General features: G+C 56.0%; 16 protein-coding genes, 2 tRNA genes, 3 rRNA genes and 3 pseudogenes. 9 read left to right on the plus strand and 15 right to left on the minus strand.

What is annotated here, in order from left to right:
* The first annotated feature begins 102 nt into the window (after positions 1 to 102).
* On the plus strand, positions 103 to 1,698 hold the full coding sequence (locus AC4LFW_RS09540; protein WP_312125671.1) for an isocitrate lyase: 1,596 nt from the start codon (positions 103 to 105) through the stop codon (positions 1,696 to 1,698).
* Between the two features lie 208 nt (positions 1,699 to 1,906).
* Positions 1,907 to 3,865, plus strand: a complete 1,959-nt coding sequence (locus AC4LFW_RS09545; protein WP_491820189.1) for a PhoX family protein — start codon at positions 1,907 to 1,909, stop codon at positions 3,863 to 3,865.
* A 40-nt stretch (positions 3,866 to 3,905) separates the two neighbouring features.
* Here AC4LFW_RS09545 and AC4LFW_RS09550 read toward each other — a convergent pair.
* Positions 3,906 to 4,953 (minus strand): annotated as a pseudogene (locus AC4LFW_RS09550) (AI-2E family transporter).
* Positions 4,954 to 5,084: 131 nt separating this feature from the next.
* On the minus strand, positions 5,085 to 6,401 hold the full coding sequence (locus AC4LFW_RS09555) for a Na+/H+ antiporter family protein (protein ID WP_491818824.1): 1,317 nt from the start codon (positions 6,399 to 6,401) through the stop codon (positions 5,085 to 5,087).
* Positions 6,402 to 6,573: 172 nt separating this feature from the next.
* Between AC4LFW_RS09555 and queD the strand changes: the two genes are divergently transcribed.
* Entirely contained in the window at positions 6,574 to 6,930 is a 357-nt protein-coding gene (gene queD / locus AC4LFW_RS09560) for a 6-carboxytetrahydropterin synthase QueD (protein WP_312125662.1), read from the plus strand.
* Here queD and AC4LFW_RS09565 read toward each other — a convergent pair.
* From AC4LFW_RS09565 to AC4LFW_RS09595, 7 genes and pseudogenes are all read right to left on the minus strand, one after another.
* Positions 6,919 to 7,112: pseudogene (locus AC4LFW_RS09565) on the minus strand (IS3 family transposase); the annotation flags it as partial. The gene queD and the pseudogene AC4LFW_RS09565 sit on opposite strands and share 12 nt — an antisense overlap.
* A gap of 59 nt (positions 7,113 to 7,171) precedes the next feature.
* Positions 7,172 to 7,554: pseudogene (locus AC4LFW_RS09570) on the minus strand (integrase core domain-containing protein); the annotation flags it as partial.
* Between the two features lie 307 nt (positions 7,555 to 7,861).
* Positions 7,862 to 7,977 (minus strand): 5S ribosomal RNA (gene rrf / locus AC4LFW_RS09575).
* Between the two features lie 155 nt (positions 7,978 to 8,132).
* Positions 8,133 to 11,023 (minus strand): 23S ribosomal RNA (locus AC4LFW_RS09580).
* 251 nt (positions 11,024 to 11,274) lie between these two features.
* A tRNA-Ala gene (locus AC4LFW_RS09585) sits at positions 11,275 to 11,350 on the minus strand.
* Between the two features lie 30 nt (positions 11,351 to 11,380).
* Positions 11,381 to 11,457, minus strand: a tRNA-Ile gene (locus AC4LFW_RS09590).
* 91 nt (positions 11,458 to 11,548) lie between these two features.
* A 16S ribosomal RNA gene (locus AC4LFW_RS09595) occupies positions 11,549 to 13,085 on the minus strand.
* Together the 16S, 23S and 5S rRNA genes with 2 tRNA genes alongside form the textbook arrangement of a ribosomal RNA operon.
* Before the next feature lie 723 nt (positions 13,086 to 13,808).
* Here AC4LFW_RS09595 and AC4LFW_RS09600 point away from each other — a divergent pair.
* The 5 genes from AC4LFW_RS09600 (at position 13,809) to AC4LFW_RS09620 (ending at position 18,599) form a co-directional block, all read left to right on the plus strand.
* Positions 13,809 to 15,140 (plus strand): TRZ/ATZ family hydrolase, encoded by a 1,332-nt coding sequence (locus AC4LFW_RS09600; protein WP_491818825.1) that lies wholly within the window; start codon positions 13,809 to 13,811, stop codon positions 15,138 to 15,140.
* 141 nt (positions 15,141 to 15,281) lie between these two features.
* Entirely contained in the window at positions 15,282 to 15,980 is a 699-nt protein-coding gene (ubiG, locus tag AC4LFW_RS09605; protein WP_491818826.1) for a bifunctional 2-polyprenyl-6-hydroxyphenol methylase/3-demethylubiquinol 3-O-methyltransferase UbiG, read from the plus strand.
* Positions 15,980 to 16,651 (plus strand): N-acetylmuramic acid 6-phosphate phosphatase MupP, encoded by a 672-nt coding sequence (mupP, locus tag AC4LFW_RS09610; protein WP_491818827.1) that lies wholly within the window; start codon positions 15,980 to 15,982, stop codon positions 16,649 to 16,651. The genes ubiG and mupP overlap by 1 nt, the downstream gene beginning before the upstream one ends.
* A gap of 75 nt (positions 16,652 to 16,726) precedes the next feature.
* Entirely contained in the window at positions 16,727 to 17,467 is a 741-nt protein-coding gene (locus AC4LFW_RS09615; protein ID WP_491818828.1) for a YciK family oxidoreductase, read from the plus strand.
* Between the two features lie 211 nt (positions 17,468 to 17,678).
* Positions 17,679 to 18,599, plus strand: coding sequence for a GGDEF domain-containing protein (locus AC4LFW_RS09620; RefSeq protein WP_491818829.1), 921 nt, complete (start codon positions 17,679 to 17,681; stop codon positions 18,597 to 18,599).
* Between the two features lie 79 nt (positions 18,600 to 18,678).
* Here the strand turns inward: AC4LFW_RS09620 and rluB are convergent, their stop codons facing one another.
* The 4 genes from rluB to zwf form a co-directional block, all read right to left on the minus strand.
* On the minus strand, positions 18,679 to 19,866 hold the full coding sequence (gene rluB / locus AC4LFW_RS09625; protein WP_491818830.1) for a 23S rRNA pseudouridine(2605) synthase RluB: 1,188 nt from the start codon (positions 19,864 to 19,866) through the stop codon (positions 18,679 to 18,681).
* 128 nt (positions 19,867 to 19,994) lie between these two features.
* On the minus strand, positions 19,995 to 20,645 hold the full coding sequence (locus AC4LFW_RS09630; RefSeq protein ID WP_491818831.1) for a bifunctional 4-hydroxy-2-oxoglutarate aldolase/2-dehydro-3-deoxy-phosphogluconate aldolase: 651 nt from the start codon (positions 20,643 to 20,645) through the stop codon (positions 19,995 to 19,997).
* A 17-nt stretch (positions 20,646 to 20,662) separates the two neighbouring features.
* Entirely contained in the window at positions 20,663 to 21,376 is a 714-nt protein-coding gene (gene pgl / locus AC4LFW_RS09635; protein WP_491818832.1) for a 6-phosphogluconolactonase, read from the minus strand.
* A complete protein-coding gene (gene zwf / locus AC4LFW_RS09640; protein WP_491818833.1) occupies positions 21,363 to 22,832 on the minus strand; it encodes a glucose-6-phosphate dehydrogenase in 1,470 nt (489 codons plus the stop codon). Before zwf ends, pgl begins: the two co-directional genes overlap by 14 nt.
* 152 nt (positions 22,833 to 22,984) lie before the next feature.
* Between zwf and AC4LFW_RS09645 the strand changes: the two genes are divergently transcribed.
* The gene (locus tag AC4LFW_RS09645) at positions 22,985 to 23,848 is read left to right on the plus strand and encodes a MurR/RpiR family transcriptional regulator (protein WP_491818834.1); all 864 of its coding nucleotides are present in this window, start codon (positions 22,985 to 22,987) and stop codon (positions 23,846 to 23,848) included.
* On the opposite strand, the gene AC4LFW_RS09650 is transcribed toward AC4LFW_RS09645, so the two are convergent.
* Complete coding sequence (locus AC4LFW_RS09650; RefSeq protein WP_491818835.1) at positions 23,849 to 24,061, minus strand: DUF1289 domain-containing protein; 213 nt, start codon at positions 24,059 to 24,061, stop codon at positions 23,849 to 23,851.
* A 66-nt stretch (positions 24,062 to 24,127) separates the two neighbouring features.
* Positions 24,128 to 25,351 carry a maltoporin gene (locus AC4LFW_RS09655; protein ID WP_491818836.1) on the minus strand — a complete coding sequence of 408 codons (1,224 nt, stop codon included), beginning with the start codon at positions 25,349 to 25,351 and terminating at the stop codon, positions 24,128 to 24,130.
* Positions 25,352 to 25,378 lie beyond the last annotated feature (27 nt).

Genomic DNA, 25,378 nt, shown 5'->3' on the forward strand with positions numbered 1-25,378 from the left:
ACGCTCTGCCGCGTGTTGCACGCATGATCAGCGTAAGCACGTAGGTTTCAGTGGGAACAGTCGGTGCTCAACCAAACACGAATTTTTTCTGAAGGATTGACCATGTCCGCTTATCAAAACGACATCAAGGCCGTTGCCGCTCTGAAAGAAGCAGCTGGAAGCAGCTGGAGCGCTATCAACCCCGAATCCGTAGCTCGCATGCGTGCTCAGAACCGCTTCAAGACGGGCCTGGAAATCGCGCAGTACACCGCCGACATCATGCGCAAGGACATGGCCGAGTACGATGCCGATTCGTCCGTCTACACCCAGTCGCTGGGTTGCTGGCATGGCTTCATTGGCCAGCAGAAACTGATCTCCATCAAGAAGCACCTGAAGACTACCAACAAGCGCTATCTCTACCTGTCTGGCTGGATGGTCGCTGCTCTGCGCTCCGAGTTCGGTCCGCTGCCGGACCAGTCGATGCACGAGAAGACAGCTGTTTCCGACCTGATCGAAGAGCTTTACACCTTCCTGCGCCAGGCGGACAGCCGCGAGCTGGACCTGCTGTTCACAGCCCTCGATGCTGCTCGCGCAGCCGGCGATACAGCCAAAGCAAACGAAATCCAGAACCAGATCGACAATTACGAAACCCATATCGTCCCGATCATCGCCGACATCGACGCGGGCTTCGGTAATCCGGAAGCCACCTACCTGCTGGCCAAGCGCATGATCGAAGCCGGAGCCTGCTGCATCCAGATTGAAAACCAGGTTTCTGACGAGAAGCAGTGCGGCCACCAGGACGGCAAGGTTACCGTTCCGCACGCCGATTTCCTCGCCAAGATCGCTGCGGTTCGTTACGCCTTCCTTGAGCTTGGCATCGACAACGGAGTGATCGTTGCACGTACCGACTCGCTGGGCGCGGGCCTGACCAAGCAGATCGCGGTGACAAAAGAGCCGGGCGACCTCGGAGACCTGTACAACTCGTTCCTAGATTGCGAAGAGATCACCGAAGCCGAACTTGGTAACGGCGACGTCGTCATCAAGCGCGAAGGCAAGCTGCTGCGTCCCAAGCGCCTGCCATCCAACCTGTTTCAGTTCCGCAAGGGAACGGGTGAAGCGCGTTGCGTCCTGGACTGCATCACCTCCCTGCAGAACGGTGCTGACCTGCTGTGGATCGAAACCGAGAAGCCACACGTTGGCCAGATCGCAGCCATGGTTAACGAGATTCGCAAGACGATCCCGAATGCCAAGCTGGTCTATAACAACAGCCCGTCCTTCAACTGGACCTTGAATTTCCGCCAGCAGGTGTTCGACGCCTTTGTTGCAGAAGGCAAGGATGTTTCGGCTTACGATCGCGCCAAGCTGATGAGCGTCGAATACGACGAAACCGAGCTGGCTCAGGTGGCCGACGAGAAAATTCGTACCTTCCAGAAGGACGGGTCCGCTCATGCCGGTATATTCCATCACCTCATCACCTTGCCGACTTACCACACCGCCGCGCTGTCCACCGACAACCTGGCCAAAGGGTATTTCGCCGATCAGGGCATGCTGGCCTACGTCAAAGGCGTCCAGCGTGAAGAACTGCGCCAGGGTATCGCCTGCGTTAAGCACCAGAACATGGCCGGCTCCGACATCGGTGACAACCACAAGGAATACTTCGCGGGCGAAGCGGCGCTCAAGGCAAGTGGTAAAGACAACACCATGAACCAGTTCCACTAAGAAACTGGCTCGCAGGCCGGGGTTGCGCTCGGCCTGGCAAGTGTTGCTTAGCCCCGGTATTCACCGGGGCTTTTTGTTTCACGATTGAACACGCCGCTCGTCGTCAACACACGCACTGTCATTAAGTTGTCTCCAAAAGATCCTAGCGTCAGAGCTCCGTCGATTACCCTAATGGAGCTGCGTCGTGACTGACGATAATCAAAACATCATGTTCGGCAATGGCGATGAGCGCCCGAGCAATCACTCTGCCAATCCGCATATTCAGGACGTGATCGCCATGGGGCGCCGTCAGGTCCTGGCGGGAGGCGCTGCGCTAGGTGCGCTGGCCTTCCTCGGCGGCCTTCCCGCGGTTGCGAGCGCAGCCGAACCTCAAGGAAAAGGGATTCCGTTCCAGCGTCGCAGTCGCCTTCCGTTTGGCGCCGTTAGCGTCACCAGAGCCGACACCATCACGGTTCCGGCTGGTTATACCGCTAAAGCGTTCATCCCATGGGGCACGCCAATATGCGGCAGTTATCCCGCGTTTCTCGAAGATGCCAGTAACAGCGCAGAGGACCAAGCTCAGCAAACTGGGATGCACCATGATGGCATGCACTTTTTTCCAATGGACGCTAAGTTCAATGGACGCAAGAGCGATCATGGCCTCTTGGTTCTAAACCACGAATACATTGACGCCCCGGTGTTGCATCCAAATGGCCCGACCGTAGTAGACGGCAAGCGCGTGAGTGCAGAAGAGGTGCGCAAGGAGATCAACGCACACGGCGTGTCCGTGGTGGAAATCAAGCGCAATGCTCGCGGCGAATGGGCGATGCTGCCGTCAGCTCGTAATCGCCGCGTCACCGGTGCGACGCCCATGCGCATCGAAGGGCCGGCCCGCGGCCATGATCTGATGAAGACTCGCTACAGTCCGAGCGGAACCTCAACCAGAGGCACCCTGAACAACTGCTCGAATGGCTACACGCCATGGGGCACCTATCTGACGTGCGAAGAAAACTGGGCGGGCTACTTCGCTAGCCGTGACACTGAGCTGCCTCGCCACCTTGATCGCTATGGTATCCGAGCCACCGGCCGTTACGGCTGGGAAACAGTCCAGGGCGATGAATTCCAGCGTTTTGACGCGACTACGAGCGGATCAGATGCCAGCTCCGACTACCGCAACGAACCCAACACCTTTGGCTGGATTGTCGAGATCGACCCCTTCGACCCGGATTCGACGCCTGTCAAACACACCTCGCTAGGGCGTTTCGGTCATGAAGGTCTGGTGTTCGCTCCGGTGAAAGCCGGCTGGCCTGTGGTTTGCTATTCTGGGGACGATTCCCAGAACGAATACATCTATAAGTACATCAGCCGTGACAAGTATCGCCCACTTCGAAGCGACAATCGCCTGCTAGACGATGGCACGCTGTACGTCGCTCGCTTCAACCCTGACGGCAGCGGTGACTGGCTTGCACTGGACATTGACGACCCGGACTTTCAACAGGCATGCCTGACGGCGGGCGTCCAATTCCGAGACCAGGGCGAAGTGCTGATCAATACACGTCTGGCGGCCGATATCGTCGGCGCAACGAAAATGGATCGACCGGAATGGGGCGCTGTCCACCCTGATACTGGCGAGGTGTATTTCACACTGACAAATAATTCTTCTCGCAAGGAAGCAGATGCCGCCAACCCGCGATCGCCAAATCCGTACGGCCACATCATTCGCTGGCGCGAACAAGGTCGAAACAATATTGGCAGCCAATTCAGCTGGGATCTGTATCTACTGGCAGGCCCCCAGACGGACAGCCGAGACCCGAAAGGCCGACCGCTGAATGATGACAATATTATCGCCAGCCCGGATGGCCTTTGGTTCGATGACGAAGGACGGCTTTGGATCCAAACGGACATGAGTGGCGGCCAGCTTAGCGACGGCCCGTTTGGCAATAACCAAATGGTGGTTTCGGATCCCCAAACAGGCGAAACCAAGCGATTCCTGGTCGGCCCAAAAGGAGCTGAAGTGACGGGTATTACGGCTACGCCGGACTTCCGGACGCTGTTCGTCAATATCCAGCATCCTGGTGAAGGCTCGACTTCCACGGACTACACAAGCACCTGGCCTGACGGCCCAGGCCGCCGCCCTCGCTCCGCAACAGTGATCATCAGCCGTGACGACGGAGGTCGCATTCTCTGATGCTTGCAGCAGCGTCCGGCACTGCCGGACGCGCGCTCTTTTAGTTAATCTCTGGCCTGATAAACAAGCCCCAGGCGGAAATAAACAAGGCCGCTATAAGGGGCCCGATGACGAAGCCATTCAGGCCGAACAGTGCCAAACCCCCTAACGTTGAGATCAACACAACGTAGTCAGGCATCTTGGTATCTTTGCCAACAAGAATAGGCCGCAACAGGTTATCGACCAGCCCGATCACGAGAACGCCGTAAAGCGTCAAGATAACCCCCTGAACAATCATTCCGTTGAGCAGGAAGTAGATCGCTACGGGCGTCCAAATCAAACCCGCTCCAATCGCGGGAAGCAGCGATAAAAACGCCATCAGCACTCCCCAGAGCAATGACCCGGGGATATCAAGAATCGCGAAAATCACACCGCCGAGGAAGCCCTGGGTGGCTGCGACCACAATGTTACCTTTCACCGTAGCTCTAACAACGCGTGTGAATTTGCTGAATAGCCTGCGCTTTTGGTTATCGCTCAGAGGAAGTGCACGCCGAATGCGTGCTACAAGCTCGCGCCCGTCTCGAATGAGAAAGAACAGCAGGTAAATCATCACAAAAAAACTGACGAGGAATTGAAATGTTCCCTGCCCAAAACTGAACGCCTTCGTGGCCAAAAACTGGCTTCCTTCCAGAGTCTCCGCTTGCAAGCCTCTCGCGCACCTGCTCGATGTCGCCAAAACCAAAGCGCTGCAACTGCTGCTCTAGCGATGCAGGCAAAAGGTCCTTCGCGCTCTCCACGATGCTACCGACGTCCAGCTCTCCACTTTCTATCTGCTTGTAAAGCGACGTCCCTTCTTGTACCAGCAGGCCTGTAATCAGAATGACAGGCAGCACGGCTACGACCAGGCACACCAACAATGTCACCAGAGCAGCCAGATTCGGTCTTTCGCTGAAGCGGGCGTACAGCCGCCGCTGTAACGGAGCGAAAATTATCGCGAGAATCACCGCCCAAAAAACGGTCCCGTAAAAGGGGTACAGGATCCAGCCGAACGCGATGGTTACGGTGAGCAACAAAGCTAGAAACACTTTTTGCTCGAGAGTCGAATTCACGGATTGCTTCCTATCGCTGCGGTTGTATTGCTTAGTCAGCGATTGTTCTAAGGAGTGCAAAGCGTTCAGCGACCCATCCGTAACGCATCAACGTTGATGGCTACGGATACCAGCCGACGCAAGGTCACTTATCACAACGTCATGGCAGCAATCCAACCAAACCCCAGAAGAGGCAGGTTGTAGTGCAGAAACGTCGGTACTACGGTGTCCCAGATATGGTTATGTTGCCCATCCGCGTTCAACCCAGCGGTGGGACCCAAGGTCGAGTCTGACGCCGGCGACCCAGCGTCGCCCAGCGCGCCTGCTGTCCCCACCAAACTGACGATGGCCAACGGGCTGAAGCCGAGCTGCAATCCCAGCGGGACAAAAATTGCGGCGATTATCGGTACAGTGGAAAATGATGAGCCGATGCCGATGGTCACCAACAAGCCCACCAGTAACATCATCAACGCACCGATTGCCTTGCTGTTGCCGATCCATTCGGCAGACGCATCAACCAAAGTCTTCACCTCGCCCGTCTCACGCATAACCTCCGCAAACCCGGCTGCGGCTATCATGATGAAACCAATCATGGCCATCATCTTCATGCCTTCGGTGAAAAGATCATCTGCTTCCTTCCAGCGGACGACGCCGGAAGCAGAAAACATGACGAATCCGATGAGGGCACCAATGATCATCGAGTCCAGCCACAGCTGCACGAAAAAGGCTGCTGCAACAGCCAAAGCAGCTACGACGAGTGTGAGCCGACTGTAACCGGCACCGGTTACCTTGGACTGGTCGACCTTAGCGAGGTCATAGTTCCGCGGCTTTCGATAAGAAAACATAGCCACCAACAAGCCAGTCATCATTCCAAGAGCGGGAATAAGCATGGCATGGCTTACGCTGATACCGGAAATGTCTGCACCGCTTCTTTCAACGTTGGCTAGCAGAATCTCGTTTAGGAAGATGCTACCGAAGCCCACTGGTAAGAACATGTACGGCGTAACCAAACCAAACGCCAGGACACATGCAATGAGGCGCCTGTCTATCTGAAGCTTGCTTAGCACGAACAACAGCGGTGGAACCAACAGGGGGATGAACGCAAGATGGATAGGCAGGATATTTTGCGATGAAATCGCTACCACAAGGAGCAGCCCTATCATGATCCACTTGACCGAGCCACCTGTTTCAGCGTCCCGCTTATCTACCATTGCCAGCGCTCGGTCTGCGAGGGCATGCGCAAGACCGCTTTTGCCTATGGCTACGGCAAACGCGCCAAGCAGCGCATAGGACAACGCAACAGTCGCGCCGCCGCCAAGCCCCTTGTTGAACGCAGCAAGGCTGCCCTCCAGCCCCAGCCCTCCCAGAACACCTCCGGCGATAGCTCCTGCAATCAGCGCCACCACGACATGGATCCTGCAGAGGCTCAAAATAAGCATTATCCCGACTGCCGCTACCACTGCATTCATTGTTTAGTTCCCCAGAAGCGGCCCATGCCGAAAAAACGGGCTACTTTGCCCCAAGCCCTAGGAAGTGTCAAAGATTCCAATAGCGATAGGTTTTAGGTGACTGCTAGCGGAAGCGAAGTTTGCGGAAAATCGGTAATATAGGTGTTAATTCTCTTATTTTTGGGAACTATTAATGGAAATATTCAAAGAGTTTACATTCGAGTCTGCACATCGCTTACCGCACGTGGCACCAGGCCATAAATGCGGGCGCCTGCACGGCCACTCCTTTCGTGTCGCCATCTATATAAAAGGTGAGGTAGATGCCCATACTGGCTGGATCCGAGATTTTGGCGATATCAAACAGATATTTAGTCCCATCTTTGAGCAACTTGATCACAATTACCTGAACGATTTGCCAAGACTGTACAACCCTACCAGCGAGAATCTGGCGAAATGGATCTGGAGTGAACTAAAGCCCTTATTGCCCGAACTTTCCCGTATTCGTGTACACGAAACCTGCACGAGCGGCTGCGAGTATGACGGAACGTAATTTTCTCATTAGGGCCTTGATGCGCTCGCGCTCTTTGGTGGTCGGTCCAGGACGTTGGCCGGCTTCAGTCTGGTAGCGACGAATCCAAGCATGCAGGGTCTGCGCTGCACAGCCAATCTTCGGGGAATGGCCTGAATGGCAGCCCACTCGGAGTGCTAATCGTTCAGGTGCTCCAGAACCATGCGCACGGCATGTCACTGACTGAACCGCCCCGTGAATTCTGGAGGCTCTTTGGTGTGAGTCATGCCGCTTGGACAGACTCGATCAGTTGCTGATGGTTATTCGCTTCGGCCTCTGTCGGTGGCATGTTCCCGATGGGTTCCAGTAGTCGCCGGCGGTTGAACCAGTCCACCCATTCCAGCGTTGCCAGCTCCACTGCCTTCCGATTCTGCCAGGAACGTCGGTGGACCACCTCGGCCTTGTACAGGCCATTTATGGTTTCGGCCAAAGCATTGTCATGGGAGTCGCCCACGCTGCCCACCGAAGGCTCGACTCCAGCTTCGGCCAGACGCTTGGTATAGCGGATCGAAGCGTACTGCACAGTCACTGTGTTGGATGAGCCTGGTCGAACGGCCGACGGGCGTAGAGCGCCTGCTCCAGCGCATCGAGCACGAAGTCAGTACGGAACTGCCTCCCAGGTAGCCGGTGAATAGCCCTGGGTTCCAGCTACTCGATCTATCGATACGTCACCCAGCTCCCCCTCGTTTTGGTTGCTGTAAGCACTTGGCAGCAGCCAGTCCCAGTTCGCCAGTGTCACGCGCCGTTTCCTACTTCGCTTGCAGATGACGATATGCGATTCATGAAACAATAATACAAGCCGCGAGGCCGCTATTGTCGTGTTCAGAGCAACAGGTGTACGTCGGCGATGGTAATTTCCCGCCCAAAGACAAACCCCCGACCGTCTTACGACGATCGGGGGTTTGGTGTAGAAGCTTGACGATGACCTACTCTCACATGGGGAAGCCCCACACTACCATCGGCGATGCGTCGTTTCACTTCTGAGTTCGGGATGGGATCAGGTGGTTCCAACGCTCTATGGTCGTCAAGCAATTCGGTTGGGGAGTCGGTGTTGAATCGCTTCCCCTAATTGGGTATGTGATGGTGTATCGGTGTTGCTTTCGCTTTGCGAGCGATGCGTCTTTTCGGTTTGTTTGTCGACTTCAACCGTCTGACACGCAAACATCAAATTGTTTGGGTGTTATATGGTCAAGCCTCACGGGCAATTAGTATTGGTTAGCTCAACGCCTCACAGCGCTTACACACCCAACCTATCAACGTCGTAGTCTTCGACGGCCCTTCAGGGAGCTCAAGGCTCCAGTGAGATCTCATCTTGAGGCAAGTTTCCCGCTTAGATGCTTTCAGCGGTTATCTCTTCCGAACATAGCTACCCGGCAATGCCACTGGCGTGACAACCGGAACACCAGAGGTTCGTCCACTCCGGTCCTCTCGTACTAGGAGCAGCCCCTCTCAAATCTCAAACGTCCACGGCAGATAGGGACCGAACTGTCTCACGACGTTCTAAACCCAGCTCGCGTACCACTTTAAATGGCGAACAGCCATACCCTTGGGACCGGCTTCAGCCCCAGGATGTGATGAGCCGACATCGAGGTGCCAAACACCGCCGTCGATATGAACTCTTGGGCGGTATCAGCCTGTTATCCCCGGAGTACCTTTTATCCGTTGAGCGATGGCCCTTCCATACAGAACCACCGGATCACTAAGACCTACTTTCGTACCTGCTCGACGTGTCTGTCTCGCAGTCAAGCGCGCTTTTGCCTTTATACTCTACGACCGATTTCCGACCGGTCTGAGCGCACCTTCGTACTCCTCCGTTACTCTTTAGGAGGAGACCGCCCCAGTCAAACTACCCACCATACACTGTCCTCGATCCGGATAACGGACCAGAGTTAGAACCTCAAAGTTGCCAGGGTGGTATTTCAAGGATGGCTCCACGCGAACTGGCGTCCACGCTTCAAAGCCTCCCACCTATCCTACACAAGCAAATTCAAAGTCCAGTGCAAAGCTATAGTAAAGGTTCACGGGGTCTTTCCGTCTAGCCGCGGATACACTGCATCTTCACAGCGATTTCAATTTCACTGAGTCTCGGGTGGAGACAGCGCCGCCATCGTTACGCCATTCGTGCAGGTCGGAACTTACCCGACAAGGAATTTCGCTACCTTAGGACCGTTATAGTTACGGCCGCCGTTTACCGGGGCTTCGATCAAGAGCTTCGCTTGCGCTAACCCCATCAATTAACCTTCCGGCACCGGGCAGGCGTCACACCCTATACGTCCACTTTCGTGTTTGCAGAGTGCTGTGTTTTTAATAAACAGTCGCAGCGGCCTGGTATCTTCGACCGGCATGAGCTTACGGGGTAAACCCTTCACCCTCACCGGCGCACCTTCTCCCGAAGTTACGGTGCCATTTTGCCTAGTTCCTTCACCCGAGTTCTCTCAAGCGCCTTGGTATTCTCTACCCAACCACCTGTGTCGGTTTGGGGTACGGTTCCTAGTTACCTGAAGCTTAGAGGCTTTTCCTGGAAGCATGGCATCAACCACTTCTCCTTCTAAAAGAAGGATCGTCATCAGTTCTCGGCATTAAGATCCCGGATTTACCTAAGATCTCTGCCTACCACCTTAAACTTGGACAACCAACGCCAAGCTGGCCTAGCCTTCTCCGTCCCCCCATCGCAGTAACTAGAAGTACGGGAATATTAACCCGTTTCCCATCGACTACGCTCTTCAGCCTCGCCTTAGGGACCGACTCACCCTGCGTCGATTAACGTTGCGCAGGAACCCTTGGTCTTTCGGCGTGCGAGTTTTTCACTCGCATTGTCGTTACTCATGTCAGCATTCGCACTTCTGATACCTCCAGCAAGCTTCTCAACTCACCTTCACAGGCTTACAGAACGCTCCTCTACCGCTCATCTTGCGATGAACCCGTAGCTTCGGTACCTGGTTTGAGCCCCGTTACATCTTCCGCGCAGGCCGACTCGACTAGTGAGCTATTACGCTTTCTTTAAAGGGTGGCTGCTTCTAAGCCAACCTCCTAGCTGTCTAAGCCTTCCCACATCGTTTCCCACTTAACCAGGATTTTGGGACCTTAGCTGACGGTCTGGGTTGTTTCCCTTTTCACGACGGACGTTAGCACCCGCCGTGTGTCTCCCGTGCTGACACTTGCTGGTATTCGGAGTTTGCATCGGTTTGGTAAGTCGGGATGACCCCCTAGCCGAAACAGTGCTCTACCCCCAGCAGTGATACACGAGGCGCTACCTAAATAGCTTTCGAGGAGAACCAGCTATCTCCGAGCTTGATTAGCCTTTCACTCCGATCCACAGGTCATCCGCTAACTTTTCAACGGTAGTCGGTTCGGTCCTCCAGTTAGTGTTACCCAACCTTCAACCTGCCCATGGATAGATCGCCCGGTTTCGGGTCTATTCCCAGCGACTAGACGCCCTATTAAGACTCGCTTTCGCTACGCCTCCCCTATTCGGTTAAGCTCGCCACTGAAAATAAGTCGCTGACCCATTATACAAAAGGTACGCAGTCACCTAACAAAGTAGGCTCCCACTGCTTGTACGCATACGGTTTCAGGATCTATTTCACTCCCCTCTCCGGGGTTCTTTTCGCCTTTCCCTCACGGTACTGGTTCACTATCGGTCAGTCAGTAGTATTTAGCCTTGGAGGATGGTCCCCCCATATTCAGACAAAGTTTCTCGTGCTCCGTCCTACTCGATTTCACTTCTAAGATCCTTTCGCGTACAGGGCTATCACCCACTATGGCCGCACTTTCCAGAGCGTTCCGCTAAAATCAAAGAAGCTTAAGGGCTAGTCCCCGTTCGCTCGCCACTACTAAGGGAATCTCGGTTGATTTCTTTTCCTCAGGGTACTTAGATGTTTCAGTTCCCCTGGTTCGCCTCACACACCTATGTATTCAGTGTGTGATAACCATCTTATGATGGCTGGGTTCCCCCATTCAGACATCTCCGGATCACAGTCTGTTTGCCGACTCCCCGAAGCTTTTCGCAGGCTACCACGTCTTTCATCGCCTCTGACTGCCAAGGCATCCACCGTATGCGCTTCTTCACTTGACCATATAACCCCAAGCAATCTGGTTACTGTCTAATAACGTGAAGACGACATTCGCCGAAAATCCGCATTTTGCTCTCTCGAGCATCTCGCAAATTTTACCTTGACTTGAATAATTACCAGTGAGAGCAATTACCCAAATCTACTTCTATCACATACCCAAATTTTTAAAGAACAGTTACTGGCGCAAAGACCAGAAATCAATACACTCCAGAGGAATCTATTCATTTCTGTGCTTTCAGCGATATCGAGTTAATGGTGGAGCCAAGCGGGATCGAACCGCTGACCTCCTGCGTGCAAAGCAGGCGCTCTCCCAGCTGAGCTATGGCCCCATCTACAGATCGGCCACATCCCATGACAATTGGTGGGTCTGGGCAGATTCGAACTGCCGACCTCACCCTTATCAGGGGTGCGCTCTAACCAACTGAGCTACAGACCCAATCGTCTCTCTCGGGTCGAAACCCAATCGCTTTTCGCTAGTGAATCAAGCAATTCGTGTGGGAACTTATGAAGAAGCTGAAGTCTTCGATTAAGGAGGTGATCCAGCCGCAGGTTCCCCTACGGCTACCTTGTTACGACTTCACCCCAGTCATGAATCACTCCGTGGTAACCGTCCCCCCGAAGGTTAGACTAGCTACTTCTGGAGCAACCCACTCCCATGGTGTGACGGGCGGTGTGTACAAGGCCCGGGAACGTATTCACCGTGACATTCTGATTCACGATTACTAGCGATTCCGACTTCACGCAGTCGAGTTGCAGACTGCGATCCGGACTACGATCGGTTTTATGGGATTAGCTCCACCTCGCGGCTTGGCAACCCTTTGTACCGACCATTGTAGCACGTGTGTAGCCCAGGCCGTAAGGGCCATGATGACTTGACGTCATCCCCACCTTCCTCCGGTTTGTCACCGGCAGTCTCCTTAGAGTGCCCACCATAACGTGCTGGTAACTAAGGACAAGGGTTGCGCTCGTTACGGGACTTAACCCAACATCTCACGACACGAGCTGACGACAGCCATGCAGCACCTGTGTCAGAGTTCCCGAAGGCACCAATCCATCTCTGGAAAGTTCTCTGCATGTCAAGGCCTGGTAAGGTTCTTCGCGTTGCTTCGAATTAAACCACATGCTCCACCGCTTGTGCGGGCCCCCGTCAATTCATTTGAGTTTTAACCTTGCGGCCGTACTCCCCAGGCGGTCGACTTAATGCGTTAGCTGCGCCACTAAGATCTCAAGGATCCCAACGGCTAGTCGACATCGTTTACGGCGTGGACTACCAGGGTATCTAATCCTGTTTGCTCCCCACGCTTTCGCACCTCAGTGTCAGTATTAGCCCAGGTGGTCGCCTTCGCCACTGGTGTTCCTTCCTATATCTACGCATTTCACCGCTACACAGGAAATTCCACCACCCTCTGCCATACTCTAGCTTGCCAGTTTTGGATGCAGTTCCCAGGTTGAGCCCGGGGCTTTCACATCCAACTTAACAAACCACCTACGCGCGCTTTACGCCCAGTAATTCCGATTAACGCTTGCACCCTTCGTATTACCGCGGCTGCTGGCACGAAGTTAGCCGGTGCTTATTCTGTCGGTAACGTCAAAACAGCAAGGTATTAACTTACTGCCCTTCCTCCCAACTTAAAGTGCTTTACAATCCGAAGACCTTCTTCACACACGCGGCATGGCTGGATCAGGCTTTCGCCCATTGTCCAATATTCCCCACTGCTGCCTCCCGTAGGAGTCTGGACCGTGTCTCAGTTCCAGTGTGACTGATCATCCTCTCAGACCAGTTACGGATCGTCGCCTTGGTGAGCCATTACCTCACCAACTAGCTAATCCGACCTAGGCTCATCTGATAGCGCAAGGCCCGAAGGTCCCCTGCTTTCTCCCGTAGGACGTATGCGGTATTAGCGTTCCTTTCGAAACGTTGTCCCCCACTACCAGGCAGATTCCTAGGCATTACTCACCCGTCCGCCGCTGAATCAGAGAGCAAGCTCTCTTCATCCGCTCGACTTGCATGTGTTAGGCCTGCCGCCAGCGTTCAATCTGAGCCATGATCAAACTCTTCAGTTCAATACTGCTTGGGTTTTGAGAAAACCCTAAACTTGGCTCAGCAATCGCAAATCTCTTCTCCTAAAAGAAGAGCACTCAATGATTTCTCGTTGAGTATTTGTGATGCTGATAATCTTGCTGACTATCAGTCTTACCTCACAAGCACCCACACGAATTGCTTGATTCAGTTGTTAAAGAGCGTTTCGATCAAGTCTTTCGTCTCAACCGAGGCCGCGCATTCTACAGCAGCCTTGTGTCTCGTCAAGCTGTTTTTGAAGAAGTTTTTCTTTCTTCTCAACCGCTTGCGCTTCCGATCAACCTAGCGTCTCTCGTCAGCGGGAGGCGAATCATACAGCGTCTAAACTCGCTGTCAACCACCTCTTTCAACCGCCTCCGATCAACCTGACCAGAGCCACCAACAGGACTCAACCACTACCCTGCCAGCCCGGCGCATTCTACTCGAATTCGCCATCCGTGCAAGCCTTCATTTCGCTAACTTCTTAATTTACAAGAGGTTTCGCCAAAGGCCTGCGCCGGAGAAGGTGCGCATTATAGGGGCTCAGACTCAGCCGTCAACGTCTTTTTCGGGTTTTCTTTTCGGGTTTTCTGACGGGTCTGGTCCCACTGCTCTCTTACACCCTGCAATAGCGTTATCACGCCCAAACGCGGACCGCTCCACTTTCTTCAATATGAGCGCAGCAGGCTTTACACTTGTTGCACCATTCACCACTAGGGCCCGAGTCCATGCCCGGAACACCCAGCGATCCGCTTGATTTGCTGCTCCTTCCTACCTGGCTTGTCCCTGTAGAGCCCGCACGGGTGGTACTCAAGAATCATGCTCTAGGCGTGCGTGATGGCCGTATCGCACTGATTGTTCCACGCGCTGAGGCGAGCAGCTATAAAACAAGGGAAACTCGGGAACTTCCAGACATGCTGCTCGCACCCGGATTAATAAACGCTCACGGTCATGCGGCGATGACACTATTCCGCGGCCTGGCTGACGAGCTTCCCTTAATGACATGGCTACGTGAGAACATCTGGCCGGCTGAAAGTAGATGGGTCGACGAAGAGCTCGTACGTGCAGGAAGCGAGCTAGCAATCGCCGAGCAGCTACAAGGTGGTATCACTTGTTTCTCCGATATGTATTTCTATCCGGAGGTTGTTAGTCAGCTCGCTCATCAGTCCGGTATCCGGGCGCAGATAACCATCCCGGTGCTCGACTTCCCTATCCCCGGCGCGCGCGATGCTGATGAGGCGTTGCGCAAGGGCGTCGCGCTGTTCGATGACCTTAAACACCATCCTCGGCTGTCGATCGCATTTGGCCCTCACGCCCCTTACTCCATTGCTGATGAAAAACTCGAGAGCATTCGGACCCTCGTTGCAGAAATGGATATAGGCATCCACATGCACGTCCATGAAACAGCGCAGGAAGTGCAGGATGCCCTTAGCAAGCATGGCGAGCGACCGATGGCGCGACTGGCGCGTCTCCAGCTTTTAGGACCACGCTTCCAGGCTGTGCATATGACCCAGGTAAACGAAGACGACATCGCATTGCTGGTCGAGCACAACTGCAGTGTCATTCATTGCCCTGAATCGAACCTCAAGCTGGCGACTGGCTTTTGCCCGGTAGAGCGTCTTTGGGAAGCAGGCATAAACGTCGCCATCGGCACAGACGGCGCAGCCAGCAACAACGATCTCGACCTGCTCGGCGAGACCCGTACCGCAGCCTTGCTCGCTAAGGCGGTGGCCGAGTCCGCAACCGCTCTGGATGCGCATAGAGCGCTCCGCATGGCAACCCTGAACGGAGCACGGGCACTGGGCTTGGACGACCACATAGGATCATTAGAAGTTGGCAAGTCCGCCGACATGGTGGCATTCGACTTTTCACGTCTTGCACAGCAGCCGATTTACGATCCCGCATCGCAGCTAATCTATGCCAGTGGTCGCGACTGCGTACGTCATGTATGGGTTGGCGGCAAACAGCTTGTGGACGATCGGTGCCTGACCCGCATGGACGAAAGCCGCATCATCGCAACTGCACAGGAATGGGGCGCGAAGATTCAAGGAAAACATTGATATCGCCACTAATCAGCCACAGGCTGTGACAAAGTAACGTATAGGAGGGGCTCGACTGAAGCCTCCTTCGCCTGATTGCAGCTGGCAACATTAACCGTTGCGGCCAAGCCTCCTTCCAGCATTTTCAGACGGACAAAAAACATGAGCAATGTTGATCACGCCGAAATCGCCAAATTCGAAGCCCTTGCTCACCGCTGGTGGGACCGAGAAAGTGAGTTCAAGCCGCTGCACGAAATCAATCCTCTCCGGGTGAACTGGATAGATGAACATGTCTCGCTCGCAGGCAAGTCAGTGCTCGATGTGGGTTGCGGCGGGGGCATACTCAGCGAAGCCATGGCCCAGCGCGGCGCGACGGTCACTGGAATCGACATGGGCGAAGCCCCATTATCCGTGGCCCGGCTGCATCTGCTCGAGTCCCAACTGGATATCGAATACCGGCAGATTACGGCTGAAGCGCTGGCTGAGGAGTGTCCCGAGAAGTTCGATGTCGTCACTTGCCTGGAGATGCTTGAGCATGTACCCGACCCAGCCTCGGTGATCGGCGCCTGCTTCAAAATGGTCAAACCGGGCGGCCAGGTCTTTTTCTCGACAATCAACCGCAACCCAAAGGCCTACGCTTTCGCCATCATTGGCGCCGAGTATCTATTGCAGTTGCTGCCACGGGGTACACATGACTTCAGGAAGTTCATCCGGCCCTCCGAGCTGGGCGCTTGGAGCCGCGAGGCAGGGCTTGCCGTACAGGACATCATCGGTCTGACTTACAACCCGCTGACCAAACACTACAAGCTGTCGGCGGATGTCGACGTGAACTACATGATCCAGACGCTGCGGGAGGCCTGATGCGTCTGCATGCAGTTTTATTCGACATGGACGGTACGTTGCTCGACACAGCGCTTGATTTTATTGCAGTAACGAACGCGATGCGCACCGCCCGGGGGCTTGCCCCTGTTCCAGATCAACAGATCAGGGATGTGGTCTCCGGTGGCGCCCGTGCGATGGTACTCAGCGCATTCGATGTCGATCCGCTATCCGAAGCATTCGAAACGCTACGCCTAGAGTTCCTGGACCGTTATCAAGACCACTGCGCGATTGAAAGTCACCTCTATGAGGGCATGGAACAACTGTTGTTCGAGATAGAGCAAGCTGATCTGATCTGGGGCGTCGTTACCAACAAGCCGGTGCGCTTCGCCAAGCCGATTATGGAGCGGCTCGGTCTCGCTGGGCGTTCCGCTGTTCTGGTATGCCCTGATCACGTTAGTAAAAGCAAACCCGACCCGGAGCCGATGCTTCTGGCGTGCAGTCTGCTCAATCTTGATCCTTCGACAGTGTTGTTCGTTGGTGATGACCTGCGCGATATCGAGTCCGGGCGTTCAGCTGGAACAAAAACCGCAGCGGTACGTTACGGATATATCCATCCTGACGACAACCCAGACCTATGGGGCGCTGACATGGTCTTCAATCATCCGCTCGAATTGCGAGCAGTACTGGACAGAAGCCGTAGCAGCCACTGACTTTCTGCCAGATATCCACCCTTAATCATCTACCGATGCGCGACCCAGAGGCCGCGCACTGACACGAGGCTTCAGATGTTCGAGTACTCTGCGCGCCCCGACCTGCTGACGGGTCGAATCATCATGGTCACAGGCGCAGGCCGCGGGATTGGAGAGGCCGCGGCCAAGGCCTACGCGGCACATGGCGCTACCGTCCTCCTGCTGGGAAAGAACGAGGATAACCTTAGCCGGGTATACGACGAGATCGAGGCTGCGGGCGGCCCACAACCGGTGGTGATCCCGTTCAACCTCGAGACAGCGCTACCGCACCAGTACGACGAGCTGGCCGCAACGGTCGAGCAGGAGTTTGGTCGCCTGGATGGCTTGCTGCATAACGCCGGCATCATCGGGCCGCGAACACCTATCGAACAATTGTCGGGTGATAACTTCATGCGGGTTATGCAGGTGAACGTCAATGCAGCGTTCATGCTGACCAGCACGCTACTGCCCCTGCTGAAGCTATCGCCGGATGCTTCCGTGGTATTCACGTCAAGCAGTGTTGGTCGTAAAGGTCGCGCTTACTGGGGCGGCTATGCGGTATCTAAGTTCGCAGTGGAAGGATTGATGCAAGTTCTGGCTGACGAACTAGATGGCACCAGTACAGTACGCAGCAACAGCATCAATCCTGGCGCTACCCGTACCGACATGCGCGCCAAGGCCTATCCGGGAGAAAACCCTGACGCAAACCCGGCGCCACAGAAGATCATGCCACTGTACCTCTATCTGATGGGGCCAGACAGCGCAGGCGTCAATGGAAAATCGCTCGATGCCCAGTAGCGGCCACATGCCGTTCAGGTGTCGGATAACTGGCGCATCCTGAACGGCAGGCATATCAAAATGGCATCAAAACGCCGTTTCGCTGTCGATATTGCTTACCCATACTCCGGAATGTCCATTATCCCTTTGAATCTGAAAGGCTTTTTTAACTTGGCATTGAATTCGCAAACGAACCCTCATCAGCGCAGACAGCGTTCCGAGGGTTCTTTCCATGCTGTGCCAGAAGCAAATCACCACCGATGGAGGAATGGCGCGAGTCGCGCGCCTGGAGCATGGGCCGCACAGACAGTCCTCGTCGCGCCCTCTCGACTTCGCTGATTTACAGCGCAATCTGTCACTTCGCCTGCAGACTACTTTGGAGCTGGACCGGCTGCTGGGGTTCTTTTTCGAGGAGACAGGCTTTTTCATCGGCATCGAAGGGCTCTCCTATCAACACGCCGAGACCGACTTTCAAATCACACTTGGTGGCCCTGCTGACTTCGAGCTCTGCTACGCCCTTTATCAAGACGGAACCAGCCTCGGGCAGCTAAACCTGTATAGCAATAACCGCCTGGACGATTCGGTCCTCGAACAAGTGCAAAGCGTTATCGGCTGTTTGCTGTTCCCGCTGTGCAACGCTCTGCTCTATCGTCAGGCCGTCCTGGCTTCGCTGAAAGATCCCTTGACCGGCGTCGGGAACCGTTTGGCACTCGAACAGAGCTTGAGCCGAGAGGTAGAACTTTCACGTCGGCACGGCCAGACACTGTCCGTCATCATGCTGGACATGGACTATTTCAAGAAACTCAACGATACCTTTGGGCACCAGGCGGGCGACGCTGCGCTCAGGGCTACTGCCCTGCTGCTCAGGGAACAGCTGCGCAACGTAGATATGGTGTTTCGCTTCGGTGGCGAAGAGTTTTTCCTGATCCTGTCAAACACCGGGGCTGAAGCCGCGGCGGTTGTAGGTGAACGGATAAGAGCCGCAATCGAGCGTCTGTCGTTCTTGGTAGGGGAGAAACAAGTCAGTTTGTCTGCCAGCCTTGGTTGCGCCACGTTCCAGTCAAACGAGTCACAGGATGACCTGCTGCGCCGTGCAGATCAGGCGCTCTACGAGGCCAAACGTTGCGGGCGCAATAACGTACGGGTCGCATAGGCCATGATTTCACTTGCCGACAGCAATTCACATCATGGGCGAGGCCTGAGTGGCCTCGCCTATCGCCTGATCTAAAGCATCAAGGGCGCTTCGCGCGGTCACCGCGGCCAAAACCTGGCCGCTGCCCCTCTCCACCTTTGGGGCCGCTGCGCTTAGCCGGGGATGGCCTGCCTGCACCGCCACCACCAGACGGCTTGCCACCGACGCCCGTATCGTGGCGCTTACCACGACTACGATTGACATCGTTCGGCCGCTCGGCAACGGGCGTACCACGATTTGGCTTGCTCCTCTCATCCGCATCACGCGGCTTGCGTGTAGGCTGATCACCACGTGCACCGCGACCGCGTCCAGCATCGGCAGGCACATCGGCATCATGTGCCGACCGCAGGACACGAGGCCGCCGCTCTCCGCGCCCAATGGGCTTGGCCACCTTGCGCTGCATGCGGTCAAGCTTGTCCTTGGTCTTGGCTTTCATGCCCGGCAGCGCGACCGGCTTGAGACCAACCTCTTCACTGAGAATATCGACTTCGCTCTGGGCCATCTCACGCCAGCGCCCCATCGGTAGGTCGGAGGTCATGAACACCGGCCCGAAACGCACGCGCTTCAAACGACTGACTACCAGGCCCTGAGATTCCCACAGACGGCGAACCTCGCGGTTACGGCCTTCCATCACGACGCAGTGGTACCAATGGTTGAATCCTTCGCCACCGGGCGCTTCCTGGATGTCGGTGAAGCGAGCCGGGCCGTCTTCGAGCATGACGCCTGTCTTCAGGCGCTCGATCATCTCGTCATCGACTTCGCCACGCACGCGCACCGCATATTCACGGTCCATTTCGTAGGAAGGATGCATCAGACGGTTGGCCAGTTCGCCATCGGTAGTGAACAGCAACAAACCGGTGGTATTGATATCGAGCCGACCGATGTTGATCCAGCGCCCTTCCTTCGGACGCGGCAGCCGATCGAAAACGGTCGGACGTCCTTCTGGATCGTCTCGCGTACAGATCTCGCCATCAGGCTTGTTGTAGATGAGTACGCGGCGGACCGTCTCGCTCGCTTCTTCACGCTTGAGCAGGCGACCGTCGACTGCGATCGCATCGTGCAGATCAACTCGTTGGCCAAGTGTCGCAATGGAGCCGTTGACCTTGACTCGGCCAGCCGCGATCCAGCTTTCGACATCACGGCGCGAAGCAAGGCCTAGCCGCGCCAGTACCTTCTGCAGTTTTTCGCCATGGGCAACATGAGGGGATGTATCTTCGTGTTCGGTCATCTGGGCACCTCCCGGTGTGGCAGTTCCGATAGAAAGGCCGCGCACTATACGCGCAACGGATACTTGTAGCACTAGCAGCTTAGTCGCCCTATTAGTGGCGCGCCGTTGCAGCGCGCCTTCGTATGCAATCAGGCTTTGTCCAAAGCGGCCAGCGCGTCCGCTGTAGCCTGCTGGATAGCCGCCCAGTTTCCATTCTTCAATGCAGCACCGTCGATCATCCAGGTACCGCCGACACACATGACGTTCGGTAGCCCCAGGTATTGGGCAGCATTGCCGGCATTGACGCCCCCCGTCGGGCAGAAGCGAACGTCCGCGAAGGGTCCACCGAGCGCCTTGATCGCCGCCACGCCGCCACACACTTCAGCCGGAAACAGCTTGAAACGACGATAGCCCAACGCGTAGCCGCGCATGATATCGGACGCGTTGCTGATACCGGCCAGCAAAGGCACCGAGCAGTTGACACCGGCTTGAAGCAGCTCATCGGTGCACCCCGGGGACACGATGAACTGGGCCCCGGCAGCCTCCACCTCGTCCATCATGCGCTTGTCCAATACCGTACCGGCGCCGACGCAAAGCTCCGGCCGCTCCTGACGCAAGCGACGGATGGCAGTCAGACCATGCGCCGAGCGCAGAGTGATTTCCAGCGCGGTCAACCCGCCAGCCGCAAGCGCATCGGCCAAAGGCAGAATCTGATCCTCGCTGCCAATGGTGATGACCGGAAGAATGCGCGCCTGGGTGCAGATGCTTTCGATCAGCTCGTTTTTCTGGTCCATGTTCATGGGATGGTCCTCGGGCCTCACGGGCACCAGTAGATTTCTAAAGGGGATCGCAGAAATGCGCGAATAGGCATCTGCGAAGGTTCAACAAGCATGGCCTGGCGCAGGGTTTCCAGCTTGCCTGGCCCCTGGATTGCCAGGCACTGGACACGCGCGGAAGCCAGGAGCGGATAGGTCATGGTGATGCGCTGCTCGGGGCTGACTGGCGCCAGCATCGGCAGGCAGCGGTCGACACCATCCTCATCCAGTCCTTTCGCCAGCAGCGGGCTGTTCGGGAACAGCGAGGCGGTATGGCCGTCGTCACCCATACCGAGCACCAGCACATCGATTGGCTGGGCGAGCTCGTCCAGTTTCGCACTCGCACGCGCGGCGGCTTGCTCCAGTGTTTCGGCATCCTGATACAGACCGATGAGATGTGCGTCACCGGCAGCGTTCTTCAGGAGATGTCGACGCAGCAAGCCTTCGTTGCTGTCGGGCTGGCCAGGATCCACCCAGCGCTCATCGGCCAGGCTCACCTGTACCTTTTCCCAGGGCAGTTCGCGCATTGATAGGGCTTCAAGAAAGGCTATCGGGCTGCGTCCGCCAGACACCACCAGACTGGCCCGATCATGATTCGAGACCGCGTACTTCAACGCATCCGCAACCCGATCGGCCAGCGCTTCAGCCAACCGTTCAGGCCCGGGCAAGCTGTGCGCAACCACGCCCGAAGGCAGGTCCAGTTCAGAGATCGCCATACCAGGACCTCCCGTCGCGCGTGATCAGTGCGATGGATGCAACAGGCCCCCAGGAGCCAGCCGGATAAGCCTTGGGGGCATCACCAATGCGCGACCAGCCGTCGATCAGCTGATCGCACCACCTCCAGGCATACTCGATTTCATCCTTGCGGACAAACAGGTTCTGGTTGCCCTGCATCACCTCCAGCAGCAGCCGCTCGTAAGCATCGGGGATGCGCGAACTCTTGTAGGTCTGCGAAAAATTCAGCTGCAGTGGCCCGCTGCGCAGATGCATCCCCTTGTCCAGCCCCTGCTCCTTTGTCATGACCTGCAGCGAGATACCCTCATCCGGCTGCAGGCGGATGATCAACCGATTGCTGATCAACGAGCGCTGCTCAGGAGCAAAGATATAGAACGGCGGCTCTTTGAAATGGATGACGATCTGCGAGACCTTTTCACCCATACGCTTGCCGGTGCGCAGGTAGAACGGCACCCCAGACCACCGCCAGTTGCAGATCTCGGCCCGAAGCGCGACAAAGGTTTCGGTACTGCTCTCGGCGTTGGAATTTTCCTCTTCCAGATACCCAGGCACCGTCTTGCCACCGACCGAACCGGCAACATACTGCCCGCGAACAACCTGCTGACTTAGCCGGTCAGGCGTGATCGGCGCCAATGCCTTGAGCACCTTCACCTTTTCGTCGCGAATGCTGTCGGCGGTCAGATCGCTCGGGGGATCCATCGCTATCAGGCAAAGCAGCTGCAACAGGTGATTCTGAATCATGTCCCGTAACTGCCCGGCCTGATCGAAATACCCCCAACGTCCTTCGATGCCGACCGTCTCCGCCACGGTGATCTCGACGTGAGAAATGTGGTGCTGATTCCACTGTGTCTCGAACAGGCTGTTGGCAAAGCGCAGCGCAATCAGGTTCTGCACCGTCTCCTTGCCAAGGTAATGATCGATTCGGTAGATCCGCGTCTCGGGAAAATATTGAGCGACCGCGTCGTTGACCAATCGCGATGACTCCAGGTCATGCCCGATCGGCTTTTCCAGCACTACACGTGTCCGCTCAGCCAATCCGACGCCAGCCAGATGTTCGCAGATCGCCCCATAGACCGCAGCCGGCGTGGCGAAATAGGCTATCAGCGGCATCCCGGGCGCGACCATTCGGGTCAGCGCTGCGTAGTCTTCCGCGTTGCGGAAATCCATGGCCAGGTAATCCAGACGAGCCTTGAATCGGTCCAATACGGCATCGTCCACCTGAGCAGCGGGCACGTAACGCCGAAGCGCCTGGTCTATGCGTTCGAGATGGGTGGCCGGCTCCCCTTGGTCGCGAGAAAGCGCCAGAATGCGCGTATCGGCATGGAGCAACCCCGCCCGATCGAGTTGATAAAGTGCGGGAAACAGCTTGCGCAACGCTAAATCTCCAAGCGCGCCGAACAAGGCAAACGTAGTCGCATCAACAGTAATGGCAGGCATGATTTTTTAATTAACCAAATTAGGCTTCATGGCAGGAGTCTGTCCGCAGTTTAAGCACAAAATGTTGTTGTTAAAACAACATAAGCCGATTTTTCCCACATCGGATTCGCTACTATCGGCAGCATCGGGCGTGAGTCCCTGAAGGAAGAGACATGGACCGCATGAAAAATCTCTTGGAACAGATAAAAAATCGGCTCGATGAGTTGAACAAGGCAGAGCGAAAGGTCGCCGAAGTAATCCTTCGTGACCCGCAGGAGGCAACGCGTTTCAGCATCGCAGCGCTGGCTCAGGCCGCTAAGGTCAGCGAGCCCACCGTCAACCGCTTCTGCCGGTCGTTCGGCGCGGCTGGCTACCCCGCGCTGAAAATCCAGCTGGCACAGAGCCTGGCCAGCGGCGCCGCCTATGTCAGCCGCGCTGTAGAAGCGAACGACGGACCGGAGGCCTATACCAGAAAGATTTTCGGCAGCGCTATCGCGTCGCTGGATAGCGCTTGCCGGGCCATCGACCCGCAAGTGATCAGCCATGCTGTCGATCTGATGATCCAGGCACGCCAGATTCACTTCTTCGGATTGGGCGCATCGGCGTCCGTAGCGCTGGACGCGCAACACAAGTTCTTTCGTTTCAACTTGCCGGTCACAGCCCACGTCGACGTGCTGATGCAGCGGATGCTCGCATCGGTCGCGCACACGGGCGATCTGTTCGTGATCATCTCCTATACCGGCCGCACCCGAGAGCTGGTGGAAGCCGCAACCATCGCGCGGGATAACGGCGCTTCGGTACTGGGACTGACCGCTGCGGATTCGCCGCTGGCGAAGGTGTGCACGCTGAGCCTCGATATTCCTCTGCCGGAGGACACAGACATCTATATGCCCATGACATCAAGAATCATCCAGCTGACGGTACTGGACGCACTGGCTGCTGGCGTAACGCTGAGACGCGGCGTCGATTTCCAGCCGCATCTACGCAAGATCAAGGAAAGCCTGATGGCGACCCGCTATCCATCCGAAGACAGCTGATCACTTCTTTTTCTTTTTTGGTTTGCCTAGTTCCTTAAGCCGCTGGGCGGCCACTTCATTGACCGCTTTGCGTTCCTTGTTCTTCATGCCCTTCCAGGCTTTCATCTCGTCCCGGCTGCGACCGCAGCCGATGCAGATGTCGTCTTTGAGCTTGCAGATACTAATGCATGGATTTTTCGCCTTGTCGCCCAAAACCACCTCCAGTTCAGCCACGGCCCCTACGGCTAGTAGAGGCCCTGGCTGCCGGGAGGTTCTAAGCGAATTAGCCTATCGACACAATCAATCCCACCAGTATTCGACCTGAACGCCAAAGTTGGAACCGTGTTGAGCGCTGCCGAAGGCGCCGGTCTCAGACAGTGCACTTCCGGCAGCCATCAGATTGGCGGCGTCCTGTGCAGCATCGTTCCACTGAGCGTAGGTGTAATAGAGGCGAAATTCGGGACGCGCCCAAAACTCCGGACCTGCCGGCGACCAGGTTGGGGCGACAGTGAACTTGGTGAGCTTGCGGGTGCCGGCTTCAGCGTCGATCTGGTCGTGGCCCACCTCGGCCACCAGCTTGAATTCTTCCGTCAGCGCATAAACCGGGCGCACACCGACCGAGATCCAATCCTGATCTCCACCATCCTGACGCTTGTCTTTCTGATAGACGACCTGGAACTGACCGCCAAAACGCGGCGTAACCTGCCAGTCGAAGAACTCCACGACCCGCCAGCTTTTGGCACTCTCATCCAATGTCACATCGCCCGTGTAGCCAAGCCCGGTGCCGGGGCCTTCGCCATATTGGACAGCGAAGGTATTACTACCACCGAGAAACCCAACCTGCTCATGCTGAGCCGTCACTGACCAGCCGCTATTGGAGTCGCCGCGATCCGGGTCGGCAATGTAGCTAACGCCGAACTGCAGCTCACCGCCAGGATTGGTGTCGATGCCGCCGACGTTGAAATCGTGACGATTGGTGTAGTTTTCCTGAAAGACGCTGTCCTTGCGCGAGAAGGCGTAGCTGTATTGCAGACCTCCGATCTCGACGTTTTCGATACCGGCACCGGTCGCGCTCTGGTTCCAGTAGTAGAAGTCAGAGATATGAATGTCGTTCCGCTTGTAGAACCGTCGACCGGCCCACAGCGACCCATTGTTCAGCGCCGCGATGTTGCTCCACTCGGCATAGGCCTGAACTAGCCGCGCGAACCCATGGTCGTCAGTGAATTTCGGGGTGTGGTCGTACTCGTTATACAGCGCCGCCATGCCCTCGACGCTCAACACCGAGCCGTCGTCCATGGTGAACAGGTCCTGACGCAGCCCCAATTCGGCGTACTGCTCGCACTCGTTACCCAGTCGGAACTTGGACGCTGCGCCCGGCAGTTGAAAACAGGCTTGCGATTCGCTGCCGCTCGATTCACCGATACCGCTGCGCACGTAGCCATTGAAGTCCAGCGCGTGCGCGGCAAACGGCATGGCAAGACTGCCCAGCGAAACAGCGAGGCTCAGGCGTGTGGTTTTCTTCATATCCGCTCCAATTAGCTCTTATTGTTG

The organism is Stutzerimonas sp. C6.4V (genome assembly GCF_058536345.1).